The organism is Bacillus sp. SIMBA_031, from assembly GCF_046535225.1.
Lineage (GTDB): Bacteria > Bacillota > Bacilli > Bacillales > Bacillaceae > Bacillus > Bacillus velezensis.
In genome coordinates, this window is sequence record NZ_JAWRXC010000003.1 from 321,175 (window position 1) to 347,135 (window position 25,961).

Below are 25,961 nucleotides of genomic sequence, written 5' to 3' on the forward strand. Positions count from 1 at the left end.
GATTTACATAAGCGGCAGCCTCCTGACGCAACATAATGCATAGGGAGGTAATGAGATGAAACTTGTGATGACGCTCTTTTTTCTGATTGGTTTGCTTTGTGTGAGTCCTTCTGCGGATGCGGCGCGCAAAGAATCGGCAATCCCCGTGAATCAGCAGGAATTCGGACAGCCGCCTCATTACATACCGCTTCTGGAGAATCCTCCCCAAATCGAAGTAAAGGCGGAAATGAAAAGAAACCTGTTCATACAGGCTCATGTACGGAATGCTGACTATCAAGCGTTTTCGGCGTTTCTTTTTTATAAACAAAGCAATGAGCTGGGGTTTAAAATGGTGCCGATGGAGCCCGCGCCAGGCGCAATCCGGCTGTTTACGGCCCAGGTTTCAAAGCGGGATATCTGGAATGGAGAATTGGAATATTACCTCGTTTTCACCAACGGCAGACAGCGGGCGGAATCGGAGAAAAAGCGGCTGAAGCTGGACGGCTATCAAGCCGATTTGAATCATATTCCCGAGCTGATGATTACGGAGCTTGCGGTTGATACGAAAAATGAAGACGGCGCTGATGCCTATGAATTTATCGAGGTGTATAACACGACGGACAGACCCATTCATTTTAAAGACTATCACATCCGCTATCGCTATCCGAAGGAAGGGCCGGAATCAGATATGATATGGAGGCCGAAAGAAGATACCGTCATTCCGTCAGGCGGGACTTACGTGTTTTGGCTGAGACGCGCCGCATCAGAACTGACGATAGATGATTTCAATCGCTATTACGGGACACGCCTGAAGGAGGGAGAACATCTCGCCGTCATCGAAGGGACGGACGGAATGTCCAACGGCCGCCCGCGTACGGTGGTGCTGTCGGCAAATACCGGAAAGGGTATCGCCTCAGCGCATTACCGGAAACACGCTTTCCGCCGGCTGACTTCTTTGCTGTACAAATATCCGCTGAACGGAACGGGAGAATTGCTGAGGATCTCCACGAGCGAGCATAAGCCGTCACCGGGCTCTGTTTTTCAGGCGCAGATCCCGCAACAGAAAAGGGTGATAAAACCCGACAAGGAAAAACCGGTCATCGAAGACCTTACAGACAGAAAGCCCGTCCGGCCCGCTGAAAGCATTGAATTAAAGGCTGACATAAAAGACAAAAACCTTGTCAAAACAGCCGCGTTTTATTACCGGACCAATGAGAAAAAACCATTCAAACGAATTCTGGCCGAAAAAGACCGCAACGACAGCTTATACCATCACATTCTTTATTCCCCGGAGCTGCTCGGCCAGGATCAGCTTGAGTATTATATCGCAGCCAGTGATGGAGAAAATGAAGCAAAAACGCCCGTCAAGATGATTGATATTGAACAGACGAGCAAATCACACGGACTCAGAATGAATGTTGAACCCGAAGATACGATATCCGGCACCTATCTGCTCAAAGCGACTTCCGACGTCAGCGCCGATAAGATCAAGCTGTGGATTGACGGCAAGCGGCAGGAGACCCGGCCGGCCCTGGAAAAAGAAGTCTATTTCGCCTTCGATGCCCGGAAAACGAATCTTTATTTTCAAAACACCGTCATGATGGAAAACGAGGTGCTGCACATTTTTGACGATCCGTCTCACCGCTACAGAACGCACTCGGTTCTCCTTCCGGAACGTCTGCTGCAAAAAGGGGGCAAAACACAGAAAGTATCCATCCGTTCGGGCTCAAAGGTTTCTCCTTATGACACGGGAGAGAATCGGGATGATTTTGTCGTGAAACATGCCCGTCTGGTGCTTTCGGACGGAACGGTGATCAAAGACGGGAAGACGGATCCGGCTGAGCAGCTGTTTATCGGTGACGGCAGGCGGGCGAATCAGCAGAAGACCTTCTCATTCAGCCTGCCGGATCATTTGTTTACGTCACGGCTGCTGCCGTGGAACACGGCGAAGCTTTCTGAAGGCTATCACCATATTTTTGTTAGCGACGGTGAGGAGCAGCTGAGCCAATCTGTGCGGGTGGACAATACGGGGCCGAAGATTGTCCCGGGTATCAAAGAAGGCGCGGCGCTGAAAGGTAATGTTGAGCTGAATGCGGACATCCGTGACAAATGGAGCAAAGTGGAAGAGGTCAAAGCATTTTTGGACGGAGAAAGCATTACGCTCCCGCATCACACGTCATCAGCCGATCTCAAGCCCGGAAAACATACCCTTACCATCATTGCGGCAGACCTTGCCGGAAATGAAACAACGTCCGTCCGCACCTTCCATATCAAACGGGAGGAGCCGAACCAGCCGGAGCTTGCGGATCAAAAAATCGGCGCCCACAAAGCAAAGCTGTCCGTCCGGGTAAAAGACCCGACGAAGGATGACATGAATGTATCATTTTATCGCGGCTTCCGTTATACCGCGCGGAATCCGGGCAGCGTGAAAGTGTATAAACACGCCTCATTAACGGAACCGCCGAGGGGCATAAAAGAAAATGAAATGCCGTTTACCCTGCCGGAAATGAACCGCATCTCGGCAAATGACGGAAAAACCGTTTCGGCGGAAAGTGTGGAGCGTTTTCCTTATCACCGATTCGAAGTCTCCGTTGACCCGTCTATCGACGAAACGGATCTGGCCGAGGCGGTCTGGAAAGGAAGCTCTCTGCCCGGCCGAAAGGTAACCATGTATATTTGGAATTACCGGACAAGCCGCTGGCAGGAGGCGGACAGCGTTCTTGCCAAAGATAAAAAGCCGTTTACATTAAAAGCCGCCGTTTCCGCAGCGGATGTGGTGAAGAACTCAAAAATGAATGTCATCGTGCAGGATCAAATACCGGCGAAAGGCAATTACACGTTTGTCTGGATGTCGGATACACAGTATTACGCACAAGGGCACCCGCACATTTTTGACAAAATGACGGAGTGGATCAAAGAAAATAAGGAAAAGCACAATATTAAATATGTCTTTCATACCGGTGATATCGTCGATGATTCAATGGTGATGAAACAGTGGAAAAACGCCGATCACTCCATGCGGACGCTTGACAAGGCGGGGATTCCGTACGGAGTGCTTGCCGGCAATCATGACGTCGGCCATAAAGACGGCACATACCGAACCTTCGGGGATTTCTTCGGGAGCCGCCGGTTTGAACAGAACATGCATTACGGCGGATCATACAAAAATAACCGCGGACATTATGACCTGCTGTCGGCAAGCGGGAACGATTTTATTATGATCTATATGGGCTGGGGCATTGCGGAACAAGAGATTGACTGGATCAATCAAGTGCTGAAGAGGTATCCGGACCGAACCGCTATCTTATGCTTTCATGAATACTTGCTTGTCAGCGGAAATCGAAGCCCGATCGGGGAAACGATCTATCGAAAAGTCGTCAAGCCGAATCGCAATGTGGCGATGGTATTAAGCGGCCATTACCATAACGCCATGAAAAAAACCGATGCGCTTGACGATGACGGGGACGGAAAACCGGACCGCCTCGTTCACCAAATTCTGACCGACTACCAGGACGGTCCGGAAGGGGGGCAGGGCTTTATGCGCATGATGCAATTCGATCAGGCCGCCAATCAGGTTCACATGTTCTCCTACTCGCCGTACACGGATGACATCAATTACTATGACACCGATCTGTTCGCTGATAAAGACGAATTCTCAGCAGAAATGGATTTACAGCCGAAGAGGAAAAGGGTGGCGACCGATTATTTTGAATGCAACGTCTATACGAACGAACTGCTCGGTCATAAAAAACACGTAAAAAGCGGAAAAACCGCAAATTGGGTCTGGGACGGCCTGCATCCTGATTCCGTTTATTACTGGTACACCGTCGTTAAGGACCCGTACAACGGTAAAACAATATCACCGCTGTGGATGTTCAAAACGGGAAATACGCCGTATCGCCCGGCTCCGGATCAGTTTGATTTCAGGCATGCTTCAAACCCATAACGAAAAAAATACAGCCTGCTGATCGCTCAGAAAAAAATCTGACGGTCAGCAGGTTTTTTTCTGTGCGTAAATGGCGGCGCCCTGCTGTGATAAGTGCTTTTGACTTTTTTATGTCCCTTTTCTATACTAAAATCGATTGGTTTTCGTAATATGCAGGAGGAAACATAATGAACAGTAAAACCGGGACAAAAGAAAGAATTATTCAAACCTCTGCATATCTTTTTCAGATTCAGGGATATCATGCGACTGGTTTGAATCAAATTATAAAAGAGAGCGGAGCACCCAGAGGGTCTGTGTATCATCACTTTCCAAATGGAAAAGCAGAACTCGCCATTGCGGCGATCAAATATACGGGAAGATGCGTTGAAAAGAAAATACAGAATAGTATGTCTCAATTCGCGGACCCTATAGAAGCGATTCAGCACTTTATTCATGTAACGGCTGAACAGTTTAATGATCCGCAGAATATTGAGGGCGTGCCGGTTGGATTGCTGGCGGGTGAGACCGCTCTGATCAATGAAACGTTAAGATGCACATGTGTTGAGGTGTTCAAAAAGTGGACGGATGTGTTTGCGGCAAAATTTCTTGAGCATGGGTTTGAACGAGAGGAAGCGGAGAAGCTCGGGGTGACAATCAACTCGATGATTGAAGGCGCAATCATGTTTTCGCTGGCTCATAAAAACAAAGAACCGCTGCTGCTGATTTCAAAGCAGGTTCCGTATATTGTCCAAAACAGAGGGTAGCATTTTAGTACTCTTTTCTTTATAAAAATAGATGCCAGAACCACAGCCTCTTCGTTTTGCCAGAGTCATAGAGACCATTCACCGGCTTGATTTGAAAATGGCAGATCAAAAAAACATCTCCAACCCGTAACGGTTGGAGATGTTTCACTTCATCCTGTCCATATAATGCACGAATGTGTAGCGGTCGCCTCTGTAGGCGGATTTGACGTGCTCAAAGGCAGTGCCGTCCTGCAGATAAGTGGTCCGCTTGATATAGAGGACGGGGGCGCCGGGCTGGATACCGAGCAGCTCAGCTTCTTCCTCGGAAGCGGCTCCCGGTTCAAGCTCTTGTTTTGCACGTGAGATCGGCATCTGATTGTACGCTTCAATATGCTCATACATGGATGATTGAAAATGGGAGGCGTCCAGTTTTCCCGCCTTGTCAAACGGGATGTACGAGGCTTCAATCGCCATCGGGATATCATTTGCCAGCCGGACGCGGATGATTTTGTGAAGCGTTGCCGGATAGCCGCATCCCAGGATAGAAGATAATTCTTCCGTCGCCTGAATCAGCTGGTATTCGGCAAGTCTGCTCCCCGGCTTCATGCCCCGGCTTCTCATATCTTCCGTAAAGCTTGTCAGCCCTTGAAGCGGCTGTTCCATCTTCAGTCTGCTGACGAACGTTCCCCGGCCTTTCTGCCTGTATAAAAACCCTTCATTCACCAGATTGGAAAGCGCCTGGCGCACCGTCATTCGGCTGATGCCGAATTGTTCGGCGTATTCCCGCTCCGACGGAAGCAGCGCATCCGCTTTCAGCTCGCCGTTTTTGATTTGTGTTTTTAATTGTTCCATAATCTGAAAGTAAATCGGAATCGGAGATTGTTTATCAATCTGCATAGGTCAAATCCTTTCAATCGCCGCCCGCAGCCTTTTCATCAATCAAGACCGTCACATCCGGATGCGCGTGCAGGGCGGAGGCGGGGAATGCTTCGCTGATGCGCCCGTCCAGAAGCTGCTTCACCGCTTGGGCCTTGCTTTTTCCGGATGCCATGATCAAAATCCGTTTGCCGGACAAAATCGTCCCGATCCCCATTGTCAGGGCTTTTACAGGGACCTGATCAATTGACGGAAAGTACCGCGCATTCGCCTGTCTTGTCTCTTCATTCAGCTCAACAACATGGGTTCGGGATTCAAATGGCGTCCCGGGTTCATTAAAGCCGATATGGCCGTTGTGTCCGATGCCTAAAAGCTGTATATCCGCTCCGCCGAGTGTTTGAATCAATCGGTCATAGCGTCCGCATTCGGCATCAAGATCGTCTGCCCGTCCGTCAGGGAGAAAGTGGCGGTCCTTTCGGCTGTCGATATGTGCAAAAAAATGTGTATTCATATAATAATGATAGCTGTTTTTGTCCTCGGGAGAAAGCCCGGCGTATTCATCAAGGTTGATCGTCGTGACATTTCGGAATGACAAGCCCTCTGAGCGGTGCATCCGCACAAGTTCTTTGTATACGCCTTCAGGAGTGCCTCCCGTCGCAAGGCCGAGAATGGCATCCGGCTTTTGTTTCACTGTTTCAGCAATAATCGCTGCGGCTTTTTCACTTAATTCTTCATAATGTCTGCATGTGATAACGTTCATGTCCAATCAGCCTCCCTTGAGATATATGCGGTGTTTCCGCGGCAAATCGTGGCCAGCACGCCGCACTTTCCGTCCGTCAGAACAACGTCGGCGTCTTTTCCTTCGGCGATGCTTCCTTTACGGTCGAATATGCCGAGGCGGCGGGCCGCATTTGCCGATGTCATATTTGCTATATCCAGCCATGAGCAGTTTGTAAACCTGCGCATGAGCGCCGCGCCTTCATTCATTTTTAAAATGGAACCGGCCAGCGTCCCGTCAGAGAGAAGCGCCGTGTCCCCGCGAACGGTGACTTTTTGTCCGCCGAATTCGTATTCTCCGTCCTTAAGCCCTTTTGCCCGCATGGAGTCTGTGATCATGATCAGGTTTTGGCTTCCTTTCGCCAAATAGGCAAGCTTAACGGCCAAAGGATGGGAATGAATGCCGTCGGTGATCAGCTCCGCCGTGATGCGGCCGCAGGCGAGAGCCGTACCGATGCCCCCTGGCTCACGGTGATGAAAGGAGCTCATGGCATTGAAGAGGTGCGTCATATGCACTGCCCCGGCATCCGCCGCTTTTTGTAAAAGCTCGGCTCCTGCGTCTGTGTGTCCCATTGACGGGATGATGTTTTGGTCTTTTAAATAACGGATCAGGCTGAAATCAGGATCTTCTTCCGGCGCAAGCGTCACGATTTTAATCAGACCTCCCGAGAGACGCTCCCATTTCTGAAAGAGCCCGGCATCGGCCGGCGTAATCCATTGTTTCGGCTGTGCTCCCGCTTTTTTCGGAGAGACAAACGGTCCTTCTAAATGAATGCCGATCAACTCAGCGCCTTTTTGGGCCTGCGGTGAGGAAGACGTCCATTCTTTGGCGTTGACGAGCGCTTTTTCAATGTTTTCGTGCTGTTGTGTGATCGTTGTCGCTAGAAAAGAGGTTGTTCCTTCTTCGGGCAGCCGGGCGGACATTGTATCAAGAGCTGCAACATCAGCGTCCATCGTATCTGCGCCGTATCCGCCGTGAATATGAATATCAATCATTCCGGGAAGCGCATATGAACCCTCGGGCGCCTTCCATTCCTTCTCATACGTTTCTTGCGGTCTTGTTTTCCCCGCGTAAGAAATGATGCCGTTCTTTATACCGAGAAATCCGTTTCGGATGATTTCTTCTTCTGTTACGATGTCCGCACCGCTGATTAACAAGCTTTCAGCCACTTTAAAACACGCCTTTCTGGTTAGTTGTTAGTTTTATTTTACTCTTTTTCAGACTAGTTATCTATACCAGTTATGCCGGAATTGTATAAATCTGTTTTGGTTCAGACGGTAAAGTGATAAAATATAACTGTTCAAAGCTCGGAACATCCCAGAACAGGAGGAACATATCTTGGCAAAGGTTCGGACCAAAGACGTAATGGAGCAGTTCCATTTAGAATTGATCAGCGGAGAAGAAGGGATTAACCGCCCGATTACGATGAGTGATTTATCACGGCCCGGTATTGAAATCGCCGGTTATTTTACATATTACCCGAGAGAACGGGTGCAGCTTTTAGGAAAAACGGAGCTGTCATTTTTCGATCAGCTTCCCGAGGAAGATAAGAAACAGCGGATGAAATCGCTGTGCACCGATGTGACGCCGGCTATCATACTTTCCAGAGATATGCCGATCCCGCCGGAGCTTGTAGAAGCTTCCGAGCAAAACGGTGTGCCTGTGCTCAGATCTCCTCTGAAAACAACCAGGCTGTCAAGCAGGCTGACGAATTTTCTTGAGAGCCGTCTCGCGCCGACAACGGCCATTCACGGCGTGCTTGTGGATATATACGGCGTCGGCGTGCTCATTACGGGAAAAAGCGGCGTCGGTAAAAGTGAAACGGCGCTGGAGCTTGTCAAACGAGGCCATCGTCTTGTCGCGGATGACTGCGTTGAAATCCGGCAGGAGGATCAGGATACCCTTGTCGGGAACGCGCCTGATCTGATTGAGCATCTGCTCGAAATCAGGGGGCTCGGCATTATAAATGTCATGACGCTGTTCGGAGCGGGCGCCGTCAGAAGCAATAAAAGAATTACAATCGTCATGGACCTTGAGCTTTGGGAGCAAGGGAAACAATACGACCGTCTCGGACTTGAAGAAGAAAAAATGAAAATCATTGATACGGAAATTACAAAACTGACCATTCCCGTTCGCCCGGGGCGGAATCTCGCCGTTATTATCGAAGTTGCGGCGATGAACTTCAGATTGAAGCGGATGGGCTTAAATGCTGCCGAGCAATTCACGAATAAGCTGGCGGATGTCATTGAGGACGGCGAACAAGACGAATAGGAGTTGGCAATGATATGAATGAAGCAGGAACACCAATCAATCCGATTGCCTTTCAGCTCGGGCCATTATCCGTGCACTGGTACGGAATCATTATCGGCGCGGGCGCGTTATTAGGGCTTTGGATGGCCATGAGGGAGAGTGAAAAGCGGGGGCTGAAAAAGGACATTTTTATTGATCTTGTTCTTTTCGCCATCCCGATCGCAATCATTTGCGCAAGGGCATATTATGTGCTTTTCGAGTGGAGTTATTACTCGGAACACCCCGGGGAAATCGTTAAAATTTGGAAAGGCGGCATTGCGATTCACGGCGGATTAATCGGCGCGATCGCAACGGGAATCGTCTTTTCAAAAGTAAGAGGCATCTCATTCTGGAAGCTGGCGGATATTGCCGCGCCGAGTATTCTGCTCGGCCAGGCCATCGGGCGCTGGGGGAACTTTATCAACCAGGAGGCTCACGGTGAAGCGGTCAGCCGGTCATTTTTGGAAAGTCTGCATCTTCCGGATTTCATCATTAATCAGATGTACATAGACGGACAATATTATCACCCGACGTTTTTGTATGAATCGCTGTGGAGTTTTGCGGGCGTCGTGATTCTGCTTCTGCTCCGCCGCGTGAACCTGCGCAGGGGCAATCTGTTTTTGACGTATGTGATCTGGTATTCAATCGGCAGATACTTTATTGAGGGAATGCGGACGGACAGCCTGATGCTTACGAGCCAGCTTCGGATCGCGCAGGTCATTTCCATTGTGCTGATTGTACTTGCGATTATTTTAATGATTTTCAGACGCATGAAGGGGTATGCCGATAAGCGGTATGCCGACACGGACTGACGCCTGAAATCGGAAAGGACATAAGATGACTGATAAACGTGTAACCGCCATTTTATTTGATCTCGACGGCACGCTGATTGACACGAATGAACTGATTATCGCTTCTTACCTTCATACGCTTGATCATTATTGCCCGGGGCAGTTCAAAAGGGAAGATGTGCTTCCGTTTATCGGCCCGCCTCTGTATGAAACGTTTTCAGGCATTAATGCTGAAAAGTGCGATGAGATGATCAGCATGTACAGAGCATTCAACCATGAAAAGCACGATGAGCTCGTCACGGAGTACGAAACGGTTTATGAAACGCTTGATGAATTGAAAAAAGCGGGGTATCAGCTGGGTATTGTCACCACGAAGCTGAGGGATACAGTCAATATGGGATTGAAGCTGACAGGCATCGGGGCGTTTTTCGATACTGTCGTCACGCTTGATGATGTAAAGCATCCGAAGCCTGGCCCCGAGCCTGTGCGGCTTGCGCTCAGCCGGCTTGGGTGCGATCCGTCGGATGCCATAATGGTCGGTGACAATTATCACGATGTCATGGCGGGAAAAAACGCCGGCACGAAAACAGCCGGCGTCGCGTGGACAATTAAAGGCGCACAGACGCTTTCCGCCTATGAACCCGATTATATGCTCGAGAAAATGAGTGATTTATTGCACATCACCGGAGTGAAGTAATCCGTGAGAAAAACAGACCGCCATCCGGTTGCAGGTGCAAATTCATTGTGGCATGTTTATCAGACGGTTCCCTTTCTGAAGGTGATGAAAAATTTCATCATCATTCAGATCGCAAGGTATACGCCGTTTTTAAACGTGAAAAACTGGCTGTACCGAACCTTTTTGAAAATGAATGTCGGAAAACAGACGTCATTCGCGCTGATGGTGATGCCGGATATTATGTTTCCCGAAAAAATCACTGTCGGAAAAAACAGCATCATCGGCTACAATACGACGATTTTGGCTCATGAATACTTAATACATGAGTACCGGACCGGTTTTGTCACAATCGGTGACGAGGTGATGATCGGGGCAAACACAACCATTCTGCCCGGCGTCACCATCGGGAGCGGAGCCGTTGTATCAGCCGGCACGCTGGTGCACAAAGATGTCCCGGCCGGGGCGTTTGTCGGTGGAAATCCGATGCAGGTGATCTATACGGACGAAGAAATGAAAAAACGAATGGAAAACCCCGCTGATTAACGTCAGCGGGGTTTTTTTATGACTTGATCACAATGGCCTGGCTGCCCATCTGCTTCCAGGCTTTTTCAAAGTCAGATCGGTCTGTTTTTCTGTTTTTATAGCCGTAAGGATCATTAACGTATACATAATCGTGATCATAACCGGTGACGGCTACGCTATGCATGCTGAACGTAATGTCGATTTTTCCGTTCGGCGTATTCCAAGTCTGCATATGATCAACCGGCTTAAAGGATGTGGTGGTAATCACCCAGACCGGCCGCCCTTTTTCAAGCTGGCGGTACACTGAAGAAATGTCTTTTCCCGTCAGATCGTATACTTTGTTTCCCGCATATTCTTTGGCAAGTTTATCAATCGGCTCATGATAAACGCCTAAACCCGGGCCGTTTTCCATATCTCCGGCAAATCCTTCATTCGGATCTCCCTTCAGCCCGCTGCTGTATGTGAGCGGAACTTTATTGATTTTATCCGCCAATGTATTTTTTGACACATGATATCCGGCATTGTTCAAAATCATGGCAAGGCTTGTCACCTCACAGCCATTGTACAGTCTGGGAGAATCCATCTGTCTGTACAGAACGACATTCAGCGGTGACGCGCTCCCTTTTAACGGTGTTTTCTCATCAGGCTCGTCGGACTGCTGATTAAAAAAATTCAAATGAATATCGTTTGTATAGATGTTATATCCCAGATAGACAAGGACGGCTGTCAGAATCAGCACACATAATGTTCCAAGCGTCTTCATTATCAATTATTCTCCCTTGTTTCTGATGAAGCTATTCTATGTATTATAGCACTTCTGTTCAATATGATTAGATGGTTCTGTTATGTTTACAGATTTGTTCATGATTTAGTCATCAATATGGAAAAGAATAGGCGGACATTGGGCGTTGCAATTCATTCTTTTATCTGCTAACATATTATCATATTAGCGAACTAAAGGATTCGGAATTTTCCTTCAGACAAAGCGGAGGTGTAAAAGGCAAATGTTTATGTTTGAGAAACCGCATGGCATGAGAGATACGCTGCCCGGTTTATACGAAGCAAAGAAAAAAGTCCGTTCCACACTGACGGATTTAATTGATAAATGGGGTTATCAGTTTATGGAGACGCCGACCCTTGAATTTTATGAAACAGTAGGCGTCCAGTCAGCCATTGAAGAACAGCAGCTGTTTAAGCTTCTCGATCAGGACGGAAAAACGCTTGTGCTTCGGCCTGACATGACCGGACCGATTGCCCGGGTGGCGGCGTCTAAGCTGCACAAACACAACCATCCGCTCAGAGCGGGATACGCGGCAAGCGTCTTCCGCGCTCAAGAACGGGAAGGCGGACGTCCGGCCGAATTCGAACAGGTCGGCGCGGAGCTGATCGGCGACGGATCAACAAGCGCGGACGCTGAGGTGATTGCACTCGCGGCCGGCGCGTTGAAAAACGCGGGATTGCACCAATTTAAAATCGCGATCGGCCATGCCGGACTCGCAGATGAGCTGTTTGTCGAGGTGCTGGGCAATGCCGAGCGGGCGGATGTTCTGCGGCGCTTTCTCTTTGAAAAGAATTATGTGGGGTACAGAGAACATGTCAAATCGCTTCCGCTCTCTTCAATAGACAAAAGCCGGCTGCTCGCACTTCTGGAATTGCGAGGCGGGAAAGAGATCTGCGCCAAGGCGGAGGAGATCATCGGCATCTCCGGTCAAAGCTTGATTCAGGAGCTGGAAGACCTGTGGGACATTCTTGAGGATTACGGTTGTGCCGAGCATATTCGCCTTGATCTGAATATGGTCAGCCATATGAGTTATTACACGGGAATTTTATTCGAAGTGTATGCGGCCAATGTCGGTTTTGTCATCGGAAGCGGCGGACGCTATAACAATCTTCTCGGCCATTTCGGCAGTCCCGCTCCCGCCACGGGTTTCGGGCTCCGTATCGACAGGCTGATTGAAGCGCTCGGCATCCAGGAAGAAACTAGTGAAGCGGACGCTGTGATTTTCAGCAAGGAGCAGCGGGCGCAGGCCATTTTATTCGCGGAGAAAGAAAGGGCGAGAGGCAGAAAAGTCGTCCTGCAGGATCTGGCGGGCATTGAAAATATCGATCATATGACAAAATCATTCGCAAACGTCACATACTTTATCGGTGCCAGAAAGGAAGAGCAGAATGGGTAAGGTACTCACAATGGCAATGCCAAAAGGACGGATATTCGAAGAAGCGGCCGGGTTGCTGAGGCAGGCCGGATACAGGCTCCCCGAGGAGTTTGAAGAATCGAGAAAGCTGATCATTGACGTTCCTGAAGAAAATCTCCGCTTTATTCTGGCAAAGCCGATGGATGTGACGACTTATGTCGAACATGGCGTCGCTGATGCCGGTATTGCCGGAAAGGATGTCATGCTTGAGGAAGAGCGTGACGTGTATGAGGTGCTCGATCTGAAAATCAGCAAATGCCATCTCGCCGTTGCGGGGCTTCCCGGAGCGGATTGGAACGGAGTCGCCCCGAGGATTGCGACGAAATATCCGAATGTTGCGTCAAGTTATTTCAGAGAGCAGGGCGAGCAGGTGGAAATCATAAAGCTGAACGGTTCGATTGAATTGGCGCCTTTAATCGGGCTTGCTGACAGAATCGTAGATATCGTATCAACCGGGCGGACATTAAAGGAAAACGGTCTCGTTGAATCAGAACATATTTGTGACATCACATCGCGTTTTATCGTCAATCCGGTCAGCTACCGCATGAAGGATGATGTAATCGACGAAATGGCGGCCAGGCTGGCCAAGGTTGTGGAAGGAGAAACGTCAAAATGAAAATAACCGCAGTAAATAGAAGCGAGCGGTTCTCACTGAAGCGTTCCATCGACAGCGGAACCGAAGAGCAGCGGAAAATCGTCAGGGGGATTATTGAAGACGTCAGACAAAACGGTGACAAAGCCGTTTTGGCCTATACAAAAACATTTGACGGCATCAGCCTGAACCAAATGGCCGTGAGCGCAGAGGAAATCACCGAGGCATACCGTCTGCTTGATGATCAGCTGCTGGAAGTGATCAGACAGGCGATTGCCAATATTAAAGAATATCACGAACGCCAGCTGCAATCCTCGTGGTTTTACCATCGCAAAGACGGCTCGATGCTCGGGCAGAAAATAACGGCGCTCGATTCCGCGGGCGTATATGTGCCGGGCGGGACAGCCGCTTATCCGTCTTCCGTTTTAATGAATGTCATCCCCGCTCTCGCTGCGGGAGTGGAACGGATCGTTCTCATCAGTCCTCCGGGAAAAGACGGCCGCCTTTCACCGGGCGTTCTGGCGGCGGCATCTGAGCTCGGCATAAAGGAAATTTACAAAGCGGGAGGCGCGCAGGCGATTGCCGCGCTCGCTTACGGAACTGAAACGATACAGCCTGTTGATAAGATTACGGGCCCCGGCAATATATTTGTAGCACTCGCAAAGCGTGAAGTCTTCGGTGTTGTGGATATTGACATGATTGCCGGACCCAGTGAAATCGTGGTTCTGGCGGACGATACGGCGGTGCCCGACGAAGTCGCCGCTGACCTGCTTTCACAGGCCGAACACGATACGCTCAGCTCAAGCGTGCTTGTCACCGACTCACGGAAGCTTGCCGAAGCGGTATCAGATGAGGTGAATAAACAGCTTCAGACGCTGCCGCGTAAAGAAATCGCCGAAGCGTCGATCAGGGATCACGGCCGCATTTATATCGCGGAATCGATGGAAGATGCGGTGGACACGGTGAATGCGCTGGCGCCCGAGCATTTAGAAATCATGACGCATTCGCCGGAGGCTTTGCTTGGAAGCATCAGACACGCGGGGGCGATTTTCTTAGGACGATACAGCGCTGAACCGGTCGGCGATTATTTTGCCGGACCGAATCACGTTTTGCCGACAAACGGAACGGCGCGGTTTTCAAGCCCGTTGAATGTAACAGATTTTCAAAAGAAATCGAGCATCATCTCATACAGCCGGAAGGCATTTGAAACGCACGCGGACAGCATTGCCGCATTTGCGAGACTGGAAGGGCTTGAAGCGCACGCAAGATCGATTGAAGCGAGAAACGGAGGAATGACCGATGAGAAAAGCGGAACGCGCCAGAACAACAAATGAGACGGATATTAAGCTGGCTTTCGAAATAGACGGAGAAGGAAAAGCCGACATCAGCACGGATGTGCCGTTTATGACTCATATGCTTGATTTGTTCACAAAGCACGGGCAATTCAATTTAACTGTTGACGCAAAAGGCGATACGGAGATAGATGATCACCATACGACTGAAGATATCGGCATCTGTTTAGGGCAGGCTTTTTTGGAGGCGCTCGGTGATAAAAAAGGGATCAAACGGTACGGATCAGCGCTTGTACCGATGGACGAAGCGCTCGCCCAAGTTGCCGTAGACCTGAGCAACCGGCCGCACCTTGAGATGCGCGCTGCATTTCCGCAAGCGAAAGTCGGAACGTTTGATACCGAGCTGGTACATGAATTCCTATGGAAACTGGCGCTGGAAGCGAGAATGAATCTGCACGTCATCGTTCATTACGGCACGAATACCCATCATATGATAGAAGCCGTGTTTAAGGCGCTTGGCAGAGCGCTTGATGAAGCGTCATCCATTGATCCGCGCGTCAAGGGTGTGCCGTCTACGAAAGGAATGCTGTAAATGATCGGTGTAATTGATTACGGTATGGGCAATTTATTCAGCGTATCGAAGGCGCTGGAACGCGTCGGCGTCCCGTATGTCGTATCAGACCGGCCGGAAGAGCTTGAAAAAGCGGATGCTTTTATTCTTCCCGGTGTCGGATCATTCAGTGACGCCATGGACAATTTACGCAGCACAAAGCTTGATCAATTCATACACCGTATGGTTGACGAGGGTAAGCTGCTCCTCGGCATCTGCCTCGGCATGCAGCTCATTTTCGAGGAAAGCACCGAAAACGGCTCTGCAAAAGGACTTGGTTTATTAGCCGGAAAAGCTGTGAGACTCAAAGACAGAGATGCCGAAGGAAACAAGCTGAAGGTGCCGCATATGGGCTGGAACCGGCTGACGTTTCACAAAACGTCTCCTTTGCTTTCGGAAGCGGAAGAAGGCTTCGTTTACTTTGTCCATTCCTATTATATAGACGGGATGGAAGACGGCGATCTTCTGGCAAGCGCTGAGTACGGCGTTCGTGTTCCGGCCGTCGTCGGGAAACGCAATGTCTTCGGTGCACAGTTTCACCCGGAAAAAAGCGGTACGGCCGGAATGGCGATCTTAAGGCAATTTACAAAAATGGCAGCGGAACAGAAGGTGAAGAAATGAACGCTTTTACATTATATCCGGCAATCGATATGAGAAACGGCAAATGCGTCCGCCTTATCCAAGGCGATTACGGCAAGGAAACGATATACGGTGACTCTCCTTTAGACATGGCGGCGCAATTTGCACAAGAAGGCGCCGAGTGGATTCATCTCGTGGATCTTGACGGCGCGAAAGCAGGCAGGAAAGTAAACGACAGGCATGTTCTTGACATTGCGCGGCAGCTTGATATCAAAGTCGAGATCGGCGGCGGGATCCGTTCTGAAGCGGATGTGTACGGTTATTTATCACAAGGTGTTGATCGTGTCATTCTCGGCAGCTCAGCCGTATCCGATCCGGCATTTGTGAAGAGCATGCTGAAACAATACGGCGGCAAAATCGCGATCGGCCTTGATGCAAGAAACGGATATGTCTCGACGGAAGGCTGGCTGGAAACATCCTCGGTAAGGGCGGCCGATCTGGGCCGTGAATTGGCGGCCGAAGGAGCGGAAACCTTCATTTTCACGGATATTGCAACTGACGGCATGCTGTCAGGACCGAACATCGAAAGCACCGTTCAGCTCGCAAAAGCAACGGGAAAAACCGTCATCGCTTCAGGCGGAGTCAGCTCAGTCGCCGACCTCAAAGCACTGGCCCGCTTCAAAGACGCCGGCGTATCGGGAGCGATTATCGGAAAAGCGCTGTATACAAAACAATTTACATTGGCTGAAGCGCTCAGCGGGGTGAAGGACGCATGATTACGAAACGAATCATTCCGTGTCTCGATGTGAAAGAAGGCCGCGTCGTCAAAGGCATTCAATTTCTCGGGCTGAAAGATGCGGGCGATCCTGTCGAGCTGGCCGAAGCTTACGACAGGGAGGGCGCTGACGAACTTGTTTTTCTCGACATTTCCGCCTCTCACGAAGGCCGCAAGACGATGACAGACGTCGTAGAACAGGTTGCGGCAAAACTGGCGATTCCGTTTACGGTCGGGGGCGGAATCAATCAATTAAGCGATATGAAACGAATGCTTCGCGCCGGCGCTGATAAAGTATCCGTTAATACAGCGGCCGTTCTCCGCCCCGAGCTGATTACGGAAGGAGCGGATTTTTTCGGCTCACAATGCATCGTAGCGGCGATTGACGCAAAGTATGACGAAGATTCGGATTGCTATAAAGTGTACACACACGGCGGCAGACAGAAAACCGAGTGGGAAGTCACGGCCTGGGCAAAAGAAGCCGTCAGCCGGGGAGCGGGTGAAATCCTGCTGACAAGCATGGACGCAGACGGTGAGAAAACAGGCTTTAATCATACGCTCACACAGATTGTCACACGTGCAGTCCCGGTGCCCGTCATTGCGTCAGGGGGAGCCGGCAGCGCGCGCCATATGCTTGAAGCCTTCACGATCGGTGAAGCGGACGCCGCGCTTGCAGCTTCCATTTTCCATTACAAAGAGACATCTATAAAAGAAGTGAAAGATTATATGAAGAAACACGGGGTGAATGTGAGATGAAACGGGCAGATGAACTGCAGTTTGACGAGGCCGGACTGATTCCCGCCATCGTACAGGATGCGGCAAGCAAAGAAGTGCTGACACTGGCTTATATGAATCGTGAATCCTACGAAAAAACGATAGAAACGAAAGAAACCTGGTTTTACAGCCGTTCACGGCAGGAGCTGTGGCATAAAGGAGCGACGTCGGGGAATACCCAAAAGGTGAAAGCCATCCGTTATGACTGCGATCAAGATGCCCTCATCGTGCTTGCGGAGCCCTCAGGACCCGCATGCCATAAGGGAAGTTACAGCTGCTTTTCTCCGGAAAAAGCGGACGCGCAGGATCGTTTCGGCATCTTAAACGAACTGGAAAGCGTAATCGCCAAACGGCAGGCGGAGATGCCTGACGGAGCCTACACAACGTATCTGTTTCGGGAAGGCGTCGATAAAATCCTCAAAAAAGTCGGCGAGGAAGCCGCAGAGGTTATTATCGCCGCGAAAAACCGCGACCATGAAGAATTAAAATGGGAAGCGGCGGATTTGCTGTATCATTTGCTCGTTCTTCTGCGTGAGCAGTCGCTTCCTTTGGACGACGTGCTTGACGTCCTTGCGAAACGCCATTCAGCATCTGATTAAAACAAACCTCACGGAGAGATCCGTGAGGTTTTTAATCTGTCAAACTTAAACATTCAATTAAATATTCCTTATTTCCGCAACCGGAGGCAGATGAATTTGATAATATTGACTAATAGAGTTTATTTTGGTTTTTGTCAAAAATGTACGTTTTGTTCATATTCCGTTCATGCACATCCGTTATAGTATAAACAGTGATATAGGAGGAAAACATATGCCGAATAAACAACCAAAACCTAAAGGGAAATTCAGCTCATTCTTTTCATTAGTCAAAAAAACAAAACCATCATACGGTATGCTGGCCTTCGCGCTGTCTCTCAGTATTGTGACAACGCTCGTCAGCCTGCTGATTCCGCTCTTGACAAAGCAGCTCGTTGACGGCTTTTCCATGTCGTCGCTGTCAGGCGTGCAAATCGGAATCATTGCAGCCGTGTTTATCGTACAGGCCGCATTAAGCGCCTACGCCACCTACGCCCTGAACTACAGCGGCCAGAAAATCATCTCGGGACTGCGTGATTTGTTGTGGCAGAAATTAATTAAACTGCCCGTCTCTTATTTTGACAAAAACGCCACAGGAGAAACGATCAGCCGTGTCACCAATGACACAATGGTGGTAAAAGAGCTGATCACAAACAATATCAGCGGATTTATTACCGGAATCATTTCCGTTATCGGGTCACTGACGATCTTATTTTTCATGAACTGGAAGCTCACATTGCTCGTGCTGATCGTCGTGCCGCTGGCTGCGGTGATTTTAGTGCCGATCGGCCGGAAAATGTTTAAAATTTCTCGGGAAACACAGGATGAAACGGCGAAATTCACCGGATTATTAAACCACATCCTCCCGGAAATCAGGCTTGTAAAAGCGTCAAACGCTGAAGAAGCGGAATACGGACGCGGAAAAGCAGGCATCATGGCACTCTTTAAACTCGGGCTGCGTGAAGCGAAGGTGCAGTCGCTCGTAGGCCCGCTTATTACACTTGTATTAATGGCGGCGCTGGTCGCTGTCATCGGGTACGGCGGGATGCAGGTGTCATCCGGTGAATTGACAGCCGGCGCACTCGTTGCCTTTATCCTGTATTTGTTTCAGATCATTATGCCGATGGGCCAGATCACTTCATTTTTCACACAGCTTCAAAAATCCATCGGCGCAACGGAACGGATGATTCATATTCTTGCAGAAAAAGAAGAAGATATCCAAACCGGAAAAGCCATTGAAAACGCGGATCAGCCGATTAAGCTTGAACAAGTCTCATTCGGCTACAAAACAGATCAAACCATCTTAAAAGACATTACGGCTACGATTGAGGCCGGCAAAGTCACCGCGATTGTCGGACCGAGCGGCGGCGGAAAAACAACGTTATTTAAGCTGCTTGAACGATTCTACAATCCGACTGCGGGCAGCATCCTGCTCGGAAATGAACCGATTGATACGTATTCCCTTGAGTCATGGCGGGAGCATATCGGCTACGTGTCGCAAGAAAGCCCGTTAATGTCAGGCACCATCCGCGACAATATCTGCTACGGATTAAAACGCGAGGTGACCGATGAGGAACTGAGGCAAGCGGCCGACATGGCCTACGCCCTGCAATTTATTGAAGACTTACCGAAGAAATTTGAAACCGAGGTTGGTGAGCGGGGAATTATGCTGTCAGGCGGACAGCGCCAGCGCATCGCCATTGCCAGAGCTCTCCTTCGCAACCCGAGCATTCTGATGCTTGATGAAGCGACATCAAGTCTGGACAGCCAATCTGAAAAATGGGTGCAGCAGGCGCTCGAAGTCTTAATGAAAGGCCGCACCACGATTGTGATCGCCCACCGTTTATCCACGGTTGTGGATGCAGATCAGCTTCTCTTTGTCGAACAGGGTGAAATCACCGGACGGGGCACACACCATGAATTAATGGCATCCCATTCGCTGTACCGCGATTTTGCGGAGCAGCAGCTGAAGCTGAATGCCGACTTAGAAAACAAAGCTGTGTAAAGCAAGACTTTATGAATAAAAAGCAGCTGAAAAAGCTGCTTTTTATTTTGCAGCCGGAATCCTATTCATTGGAAGCGAGGGTTAAATGATGAAAAAACGCACAAAGATTTTTTATTGTCACGCGGCCTTACTGCTCGTATTTATGACTGCCGGGTGTACGGGTGGTAACGATGAAGAGCCGAGCCATTCTTCAAGTCCGGCCGGAGAAAGCAGCGGCATCAAAAAGGCTGAAACAGCATCAGCGGCAGAAAAAAAAGAACCCGTAAACAAAGATTCACATCACGTCTCTGCGGACAAAAGCGAACCGGATAACATGTCGGCAGATTATTCTCCTCTGCAAATTGAATATGCCCGCATCTGGCTGCAGCTTGGGGAAAATCAGCAGATAGATGAATTGAACGTTCGCCGCATTCCGGCCGGAGCACTCGTCAACCCTGACGATCACACGAGCGCCCGCTATCCGGAAGATGTTACGCAGTTAGCAGGCTCCCGGTTAATCGATGGGTCAGTCACTTACAGCAGCAATGGTGACGGCACCATTCAGGTATACAATGTTCCTTTGCGCTGGGAGTCTCGTGAAGATACTGATCAAGGCGTAATGAAAGAAGTGACGGAGGAAATGATCCGCCATACAAAAAAAGTGTCTGTCGATACAGGAGACAATGAAAAAATAAGACGGTTAATAGACATCATGTCGATTCATTAAAAGAAGACAGGCAAAAAAGCAGAAGGAGGGGTTTTCATGGCTGTCATATTGGTTGCGGATGATGACCGCCATATCCGTGAGCTTGTCCGCCTTATGATGGAGCAGAGCGGTTTTGACGTCGCAGAAGCGGGAGACGGGGAAGCGGCGGTGCGGCTGATCGAATCAGCACCTGTAGATCTCATCATACTGGATGTGATGATGCCGAAAATGGACGGGTTTGAAGTCAGTGAAGCTGTCCGCAGCTTTACGGACATTCCGATTTTGATGCTGACGGCAAAAGGCGAAACGCTGGACAAAGTGCAAGGTTTTACTTCCGGAGCGGATGATTATCTCGTTAAACCGTTTGAGCCGCTTGAGCTGGAAGCAAGGGTCAAAGCATTGCTGAAACGGTACCGGATCACCGCAGAAAAACTGCTGACCATCGGAAATGTCACATTAGATAAGCAATCCCGCACCGTAACGCGCGGCGGCGGAGCGGGATTGACACTGCCCCGGCGTGAATTTGAGCTTTTATTTAAGCTCGCCGGTTATCCGAATAAGACGTTTTCAAGAGAACAATTAATAGAAGATATTTGGGGCTTTGATTATGAAGGTGACGAGCGGACGGTTGATGTGCATATTAAAAGGCTGAGAGAACGGTTTCCGGAAAAAGACTATCCGTTTGCCATCTATACGGTGCGGGGGCTCGGGTATCGGTTTGTGGTGACAGAATGAAACGGATCTTCAGAACGGCTGGAAAAATCATCATCCTTCTCACCGTCACCGCATTCTTATGGCTGGCGGCTCACCTGATCGTTCAGGGATTCGGTCTCATATGGCCGATTTTACTTGTGCCGTACGCCGAGCAGATTCTGACGCTTTGGCTTGTTTTCGGCCTGCTGTTTGTAACGATGTTTATTTTTTCAAAGTCAGCACGTGAAAGACATCATGCGATCTGGGATTCGCTCACCGCCACGATCAAGCAAATGTCGAGCGGCAACTTCACAGCGGCCGCTTCCCGGAAAATGGAGAAGATTGAGCGGAACCACCCCGTGACGAAATTAGCTGATGAACTGTCGACACTCGCCGCGGAACTGAGTGAAATGGAAAAACTGAAACAAGAATTTATTTCGAACGTTTCCCATGAAATCCAAACCCCGCTCACTTCATTAAAGGGCTACGCGCATCTCCTGAAAAAACCGGATTTATCATATGAGGAGCGGGGGCGCTACTTACACATCATCGAAACAGAAACAGAACGATTATCAAAAATCAGTGAAAATCTGCTGAAGCTCACTGCGCTCGAACGCCAAACCGAACCCATACAAAAAAAACCGTTCCGCATTGACAAACAGCTGCGGCGCACCATATTGACCTGTGAGCCTGAGTGGTCCGCCAAACAGATTGAGTTTCTCATTGATTTACAGGAGTCGTATGTGTACGGAGATGAATCACTGCTCAGCCAAGTATGGATGAATCTGATTCACAATGCCGTAAAATTTACCGGTGAAGGCGGCCGCATTTCCGTTAAAATTGCAGATCTGCCGGGAGCGGCGGCTGTCGAAATCGCCGACGACGGAATCGGAATGGAGCCTGAACAGGCGGAGCGTGTATTTGAACGGTTTTATAAAGCGGATAAGGCGAGAAACGCAGGGGGAAGCGGGCTCGGCCTGTCCATCGCCCAAAAAATTGCAGAGCTGCACGGCGGTTCGATAGAGGTTGAGAGCAAGCGCGGCGAAGGAACCCTTTTCCGTGTCATTCTTCCAGCCGAGCCTCGTGAAAAAAACAGCTAAAATCTGGTCGAACCAGCCAGTAAAAAACGAAGCCGATCCTGTCTTTTGAACTATTGAGGTGAAACCGTTTTATGGTATACTACTGACGGTAATACGTATAAAACGGAGGATATTTGTGGGAAAACACACTTCTGAACAGAAAAAGCACGCGCAAATTGTCCAGCTGCTTCAGGATGGACAATATTTTTTTCATAAAGGCTTAAAAGCATATAAAGAGCGGAATTTAAAGCGGGCCAGCAAACTGATTCAGCGGGCCGTCCACCTCGAGCCGAATGATTCCGAAATGCTGTCCCGGCTGGCCGTCATTTATTCTGAAATGGGCCACTACCAGCAGTCAAATGAGCTGTTCGACTTTATTTTGGTGAACCTGAAAGAAGAAATGCCCGAGTGTCATTACTTTAAAGCGAATAATTTCGCGCATTTGGGACTCTTTCAGGAAGCATACAAAGAAGCGGCGGCTTATTCAGATGCCGATCCGGACGGGGAATTCAGCGAAGAGATTGAAAATCTGATGGAGCTTTTGGATTTCGGTGAAGCTGGTGAAGACGAGTCGCTCTATGACCAGGATGAGCTGCTGATCAGGCAGGACCGGGCAAAAACGCTTCTTGAGAGCGGCCAGCTTCATGAAGCGGTTGTCATGCTTGAAGAGATTACGGCCGATTACCCCGAGCTTTGGTCTGCATACAACAACCTGGCGCTCGCTTACTTTTACTCAGGCAATGTCACAAAAGCGAAACAAACGGTATTCGAAGTGCTTGAGAAAAATGAAGGTAATCTCCATGCCCTGTGCAACCTCCTTGTATTCTGCTATTACGAGAGAGAAGATGAAAAAGTCGGAGAATTGAGCGGAAAACTCGCCAACGTGTATCCGATTTTATTCGAACAGCGCTATAAGCTGGGAGCGACGCTAGCGCTTGTCGGCAGACATGATCTCGGTTATAAATGGCTCCGTTCTCTTTACAAAAGCGGGTTCGAAGGCGACGACACGTTTTATTACTGGCTTGCCGCCTCAGCCTACGGGACAGGCCGCACAGAATTTGCGGAAACCATTTGGAAAAAGGCCGAAGCCGAATTTCCCGAATCAGACCGGCCCGCGCCTTGGGCGGAGCGGCAGGAACCGCTGCCTGCTTCACTTGAACAGCGGCTTGCCGCCTATTATATCAGCAGCGCTGAAGGGGAGCGGGACCAGCTTGAAAAAGTTCTGACGGCAAAACGCGCTGTTTCACCGTTTGAACAAGATTTCGTCAGACTGCTGCTTTCCGGTGAAAAAGGCGATTCAGGCGTCTCCGGTGATGCGCTGTTCACGTATCGGACGGTCAAGCTTCTGGAGAAAGCGGAAGCCGACAGTTTAAAAACTGACGTCATGAGCTGCTGGGTTTTTCACGTCATTCAGCACATCCGCGCCGCCGCTGCCATACAGAATGAGCGGGCATGGGCCGCAGCCATCGCATATGTATGGAAGGAAGCAAACGGCGAAAAAACGACGAAAAAAGAAACGGCAGCCGTTTACGGTATAACGCCGGCAACCCTTTCGAAATACATCAGACAAATAGACGATATATTAGAATAAAACCGATTCTTTCTATATAAAGAGTCGGTTCTTTTTTTATCAGAAAGGGGCAAAACAGAACTTTACCGCCGAAAAAAGAGGTATTCATACGTATTTTTTTGCTTTTCGAATCGAAATCAGGCCGTAATCACCGTTTATTTTGCAAAATATGAGATTTGCAATCACATTGAAATATAACTGTAATAAAAATTGTCGAAACATGATGGTATAATGAGTCTCGTACATAAGAGATTAGTTTATTTTACATGTGCTGTATAATCTATACCAATTTAAAAGATTTAAAGATTCATACATAAAAATCATCAGCCTCACGGGTATGTGAGGGAGCGTAACTTTGATGTTCATAATAGAATTCCAAATGAGAACAGGTTTAAAGTAAAAGGGAGGAAAGAAAAAGTGAAAAAGAGTTTATTAACACTTGGTTTGGCTTCCGTCATCGGGACAAGCAGTTTTTTGATCCCGTTTACAAAAACTGCATCGGCGGAAACATTAGACAGCAAAAAAGCAAAAATCGAAAGCAAGCAATCTGAGGTGGCTTCAAGCCTTGAAGCAAAAGAAAGAGAATTGTCTAAGCTTCAGGACAAGCAGGCTAAGATTGAAAAAGAACTGAAAGACATTAACGCTAAAGCGTTGGATACAAGCAATAAAATCGAAGATAAAAAAGCTGAAAACGAAAAAACGAAAAAGCAGATCGCTGATTTGAAAAAAGAAATCAAAGAAACAGAAGCGCGTATTGAAAAACGCAATGAAATCCTGAAAAAACGCGTTCGTTCTTTACAGGAAAACGGCGGTTCTCAAGGATACATAGATGTTCTTTTAGGGGCGACAAGCTTCGGAGACTTCATTTCCCGTGCGACTGCGGTATCTTCTATCGTTGATGCGGATAAAGACCTGATCAAACAGCAGGAGCAGGATAAAGCGAAACTCGAAGATGCAGAAGCTGAACTTAACGTGAAGCTGAAAAAAGTTCAAGATGATCTTGCGAAACTCGAGTCTATGCAAAAAGACCTGAACAAACAGCTTGATCAGAAAGACAAGCTTTTCGACGAAGCGAAAAACGGCCAGAAAAAAGCGGCTTCCGCTATCTCTGATCTGAAAAAAGAAGCATCAAAGCTTGCAAACGAAAAAGCTGACACTGAAAAAGAACAGAAGCGTATTAAAGCTGAGCAGGCTGCAGCAGCTGCCCTGATCAAAAAACAGGAAGAAGCGCAAAAAGCTTCTGAAGACCAAAACCAAAAAGATGACAGCCAGCCGGCACCGGCGGTTAAAACTGTGAAAAAAGCGGCTGTTTCAACATCATCTGATTCATCTGACAGCTCAAGCAAACCGAAGAGCACTTCAGGCGGATCATCTCATAACAGCGGCGGTTCAGATGATTCTGACGGCGGATCTGTTATTTCAAATTCAGGCGGTATTGAAGGCGCCATCAGCGTAGGATCAAGCCTTGTGGGTCAATCCCCGTACAAATTCGGCGGCGGACGCACTCAATCTGATATTAACAACCGTATTTTTGACTGCTCTTCATTCGTACGCTGGGCTTATGCTAACGCAGGCGTTAACCTCGGACCTGCAAGCGGCACAAACACAGATACATTAATCGGAAGAGGTAAAGCAGTAAGCGCGTCTGACATGAAACGCGGAGACTTAGTATTCTTCAACACGTATAAAACAAACGGCCACGTCGGCATCTACTTAGGTAACGGAACGTTCCTGAACGATAATACATCACATGGTGTATCCATTGATTCTATGAGCAACCCTTACTGGAAGAAAGCATTCAACGGCAATGTAAGACGTGTCGTGCAATAATGAATAAGACAAGGGCCTTCTATCCCGGAAGGCTCTTTCTTTATTTGTATACCCGCTCAGGAGCTGCCTAATCATGGTTTCTTAGAAAAATGAGCAAAAAAATAGCGAATTGCCCTCAGATTTAATAG

At 48.9% G+C, this 25,961-nt stretch carries 24 protein-coding genes; 20 read left to right on the forward strand and 4 right to left on the reverse strand.

All coding sequences use genetic code 11. The features are described from left to right. Positions 1–55 precede the first annotated feature (55 nt). The gene (locus SB724_RS11535) at positions 56–3,925 is read left to right on the forward strand and encodes a metallophosphoesterase (protein ID WP_410571175.1); all 3,870 of its coding nucleotides are present in this window, start codon (positions 56–58) and stop codon (positions 3,923–3,925) included. 167 nt (positions 3,926–4,092) lie between these two features. Then, positions 4,093–4,668 (forward strand): TetR/AcrR family transcriptional regulator, encoded by a 576-nt coding sequence (locus SB724_RS11540; protein WP_410571177.1) that lies wholly within the window; start codon positions 4,093–4,095, stop codon positions 4,666–4,668. A 144-nt stretch (positions 4,669–4,812) separates the two neighbouring features. Here the strand turns inward: SB724_RS11540 and SB724_RS11545 are convergent, their stop codons facing one another. From SB724_RS11545 to nagA, 3 genes are read right to left on the reverse strand one after another with little or no spacing between them, the layout of a single operon-like run. Then, the gene (locus SB724_RS11545) at positions 4,813–5,544 is read right to left on the reverse strand and encodes a GntR family transcriptional regulator (RefSeq protein WP_410571179.1); all 732 of its coding nucleotides are present in this window, start codon (positions 5,542–5,544) and stop codon (positions 4,813–4,815) included. Between the two features lie 13 nt (positions 5,545–5,557). Beyond that, positions 5,558–6,283, reverse strand: a complete 726-nt coding sequence (nagB, locus tag SB724_RS11550) for a glucosamine-6-phosphate deaminase (protein WP_410571181.1) — start codon at positions 6,281–6,283, stop codon at positions 5,558–5,560. After that, complete coding sequence (nagA, locus tag SB724_RS11555; RefSeq protein ID WP_410571183.1) at positions 6,280–7,470, reverse strand: N-acetylglucosamine-6-phosphate deacetylase; 1,191 nt, start codon at positions 7,468–7,470, stop codon at positions 6,280–6,282. Before nagA ends, nagB begins: the two co-directional genes overlap by 4 nt. A gap of 169 nt (positions 7,471–7,639) precedes the next feature. Between nagA and hprK the strand changes: the two genes are divergently transcribed. The 4 genes from hprK to SB724_RS11575 are packed head-to-tail and all read left to right on the forward strand — an operon-like array spanning position 7,640 to position 10,600. Then, positions 7,640–8,572 (forward strand): HPr(Ser) kinase/phosphatase, encoded by a 933-nt coding sequence (gene hprK / locus SB724_RS11560; RefSeq protein ID WP_003151456.1) that lies wholly within the window; start codon positions 7,640–7,642, stop codon positions 8,570–8,572. Positions 8,573–8,586: 14 nt separating this feature from the next. Beyond that, positions 8,587–9,402, forward strand: coding sequence for a prolipoprotein diacylglyceryl transferase (gene lgt / locus SB724_RS11565; protein ID WP_410571185.1), 816 nt, complete (start codon positions 8,587–8,589; stop codon positions 9,400–9,402). A gap of 25 nt (positions 9,403–9,427) precedes the next feature. Next, complete coding sequence (ppaX, locus tag SB724_RS11570) at positions 9,428–10,078, forward strand: pyrophosphatase PpaX (RefSeq protein WP_410571187.1); 651 nt, start codon at positions 9,428–9,430, stop codon at positions 10,076–10,078. A gap of 3 nt (positions 10,079–10,081) precedes the next feature. Continuing rightward, complete coding sequence (locus SB724_RS11575; RefSeq protein WP_410571189.1) at positions 10,082–10,600, forward strand: acyltransferase; 519 nt, start codon at positions 10,082–10,084, stop codon at positions 10,598–10,600. Between the two features lie 16 nt (positions 10,601–10,616). Here the strand turns inward: SB724_RS11575 and SB724_RS11580 are convergent, their stop codons facing one another. Beyond that, the gene (locus SB724_RS11580; protein ID WP_224443395.1) at positions 10,617–11,342 is read right to left on the reverse strand and encodes a C39 family peptidase; all 726 of its coding nucleotides are present in this window, start codon (positions 11,340–11,342) and stop codon (positions 10,617–10,619) included. A gap of 241 nt (positions 11,343–11,583) precedes the next feature. Between SB724_RS11580 and SB724_RS11585 the strand changes: the two genes are divergently transcribed. The 14 genes from SB724_RS11585 (at position 11,584) to cwlO (ending at position 25,833) form a co-directional block, all read left to right on the forward strand. Further along, on the forward strand, positions 11,584–12,756 hold the full coding sequence (locus SB724_RS11585) for an ATP phosphoribosyltransferase regulatory subunit (protein WP_410571191.1): 1,173 nt from the start codon (positions 11,584–11,586) through the stop codon (positions 12,754–12,756). After that, positions 12,749–13,390, forward strand: coding sequence for an ATP phosphoribosyltransferase (hisG, locus tag SB724_RS11590; protein ID WP_326150702.1), 642 nt, complete (start codon positions 12,749–12,751; stop codon positions 13,388–13,390). Before SB724_RS11585 ends, hisG begins: the two co-directional genes overlap by 8 nt. Next, a complete protein-coding gene (hisD, locus tag SB724_RS11595; protein ID WP_410571194.1) occupies positions 13,387–14,700 on the forward strand; it encodes a histidinol dehydrogenase in 1,314 nt (437 codons plus the stop codon). Before hisG ends, hisD begins: the two co-directional genes overlap by 4 nt. Then, on the forward strand, positions 14,666–15,250 hold the full coding sequence (gene hisB / locus SB724_RS11600) for an imidazoleglycerol-phosphate dehydratase HisB (RefSeq protein WP_007614023.1): 585 nt from the start codon (positions 14,666–14,668) through the stop codon (positions 15,248–15,250). The genes hisD and hisB overlap by 35 nt, the downstream gene beginning before the upstream one ends. Then, entirely contained in the window at positions 15,251–15,889 is a 639-nt protein-coding gene (hisH, locus tag SB724_RS11605) for an imidazole glycerol phosphate synthase subunit HisH (protein ID WP_265972858.1), read from the forward strand. It abuts the gene before it with no gap. Continuing rightward, positions 15,886–16,623, forward strand: coding sequence for a 1-(5-phosphoribosyl)-5-[(5-phosphoribosylamino)methylideneamino]imidazole-4-carboxamide isomerase (gene hisA / locus SB724_RS11610; protein WP_017418840.1), 738 nt, complete (start codon positions 15,886–15,888; stop codon positions 16,621–16,623). The genes hisH and hisA overlap by 4 nt, the downstream gene beginning before the upstream one ends. Further along, complete coding sequence (gene hisF, locus SB724_RS11615; protein ID WP_105937261.1) at positions 16,620–17,378, forward strand: imidazole glycerol phosphate synthase subunit HisF; 759 nt, start codon at positions 16,620–16,622, stop codon at positions 17,376–17,378. Before hisA ends, hisF begins: the two co-directional genes overlap by 4 nt. Continuing rightward, positions 17,375–17,995 (forward strand): bifunctional phosphoribosyl-AMP cyclohydrolase/phosphoribosyl-ATP diphosphatase HisIE, encoded by a 621-nt coding sequence (gene hisIE, locus SB724_RS11620; RefSeq protein ID WP_410571198.1) that lies wholly within the window; start codon positions 17,375–17,377, stop codon positions 17,993–17,995. The genes hisF and hisIE overlap by 4 nt, the downstream gene beginning before the upstream one ends. 211 nt (positions 17,996–18,206) lie before the next feature. Further along, positions 18,207–19,976 carry an ABC transporter ATP-binding protein gene (locus tag SB724_RS11625; protein WP_308826178.1) on the forward strand — a complete coding sequence of 590 codons (1,770 nt, stop codon included), beginning with the start codon at positions 18,207–18,209 and terminating at the stop codon, positions 19,974–19,976. Between the two features lie 88 nt (positions 19,977–20,064). Further along, entirely contained in the window at positions 20,065–20,682 is a 618-nt protein-coding gene (locus tag SB724_RS11630) for a hypothetical protein (RefSeq protein WP_039255029.1), read from the forward strand. Between the two features lie 36 nt (positions 20,683–20,718). Beyond that, positions 20,719–21,396, forward strand: coding sequence for a response regulator transcription factor (locus tag SB724_RS11635; protein WP_265972862.1), 678 nt, complete (start codon positions 20,719–20,721; stop codon positions 21,394–21,396). After that, entirely contained in the window at positions 21,393–22,454 is a 1,062-nt protein-coding gene (locus SB724_RS11640; protein ID WP_265972863.1) for a sensor histidine kinase, read from the forward strand. The genes SB724_RS11635 and SB724_RS11640 overlap by 4 nt, the downstream gene beginning before the upstream one ends. Positions 22,455–22,569: 115 nt before the next feature. Next, entirely contained in the window at positions 22,570–24,024 is a 1,455-nt protein-coding gene (locus SB724_RS11645) for a tetratricopeptide repeat protein (RefSeq protein WP_410571201.1), read from the forward strand. Between the two features lie 396 nt (positions 24,025–24,420). Then, positions 24,421–25,833: a peptidoglycan DL-endopeptidase CwlO gene (cwlO, locus tag SB724_RS11650; RefSeq protein WP_163113485.1), complete on the forward strand. Its 1,413-nt coding sequence runs from the start codon at positions 24,421–24,423 to the stop codon at positions 25,831–25,833. The last annotated feature ends 128 nt before the right edge of the window (positions 25,834–25,961 follow it).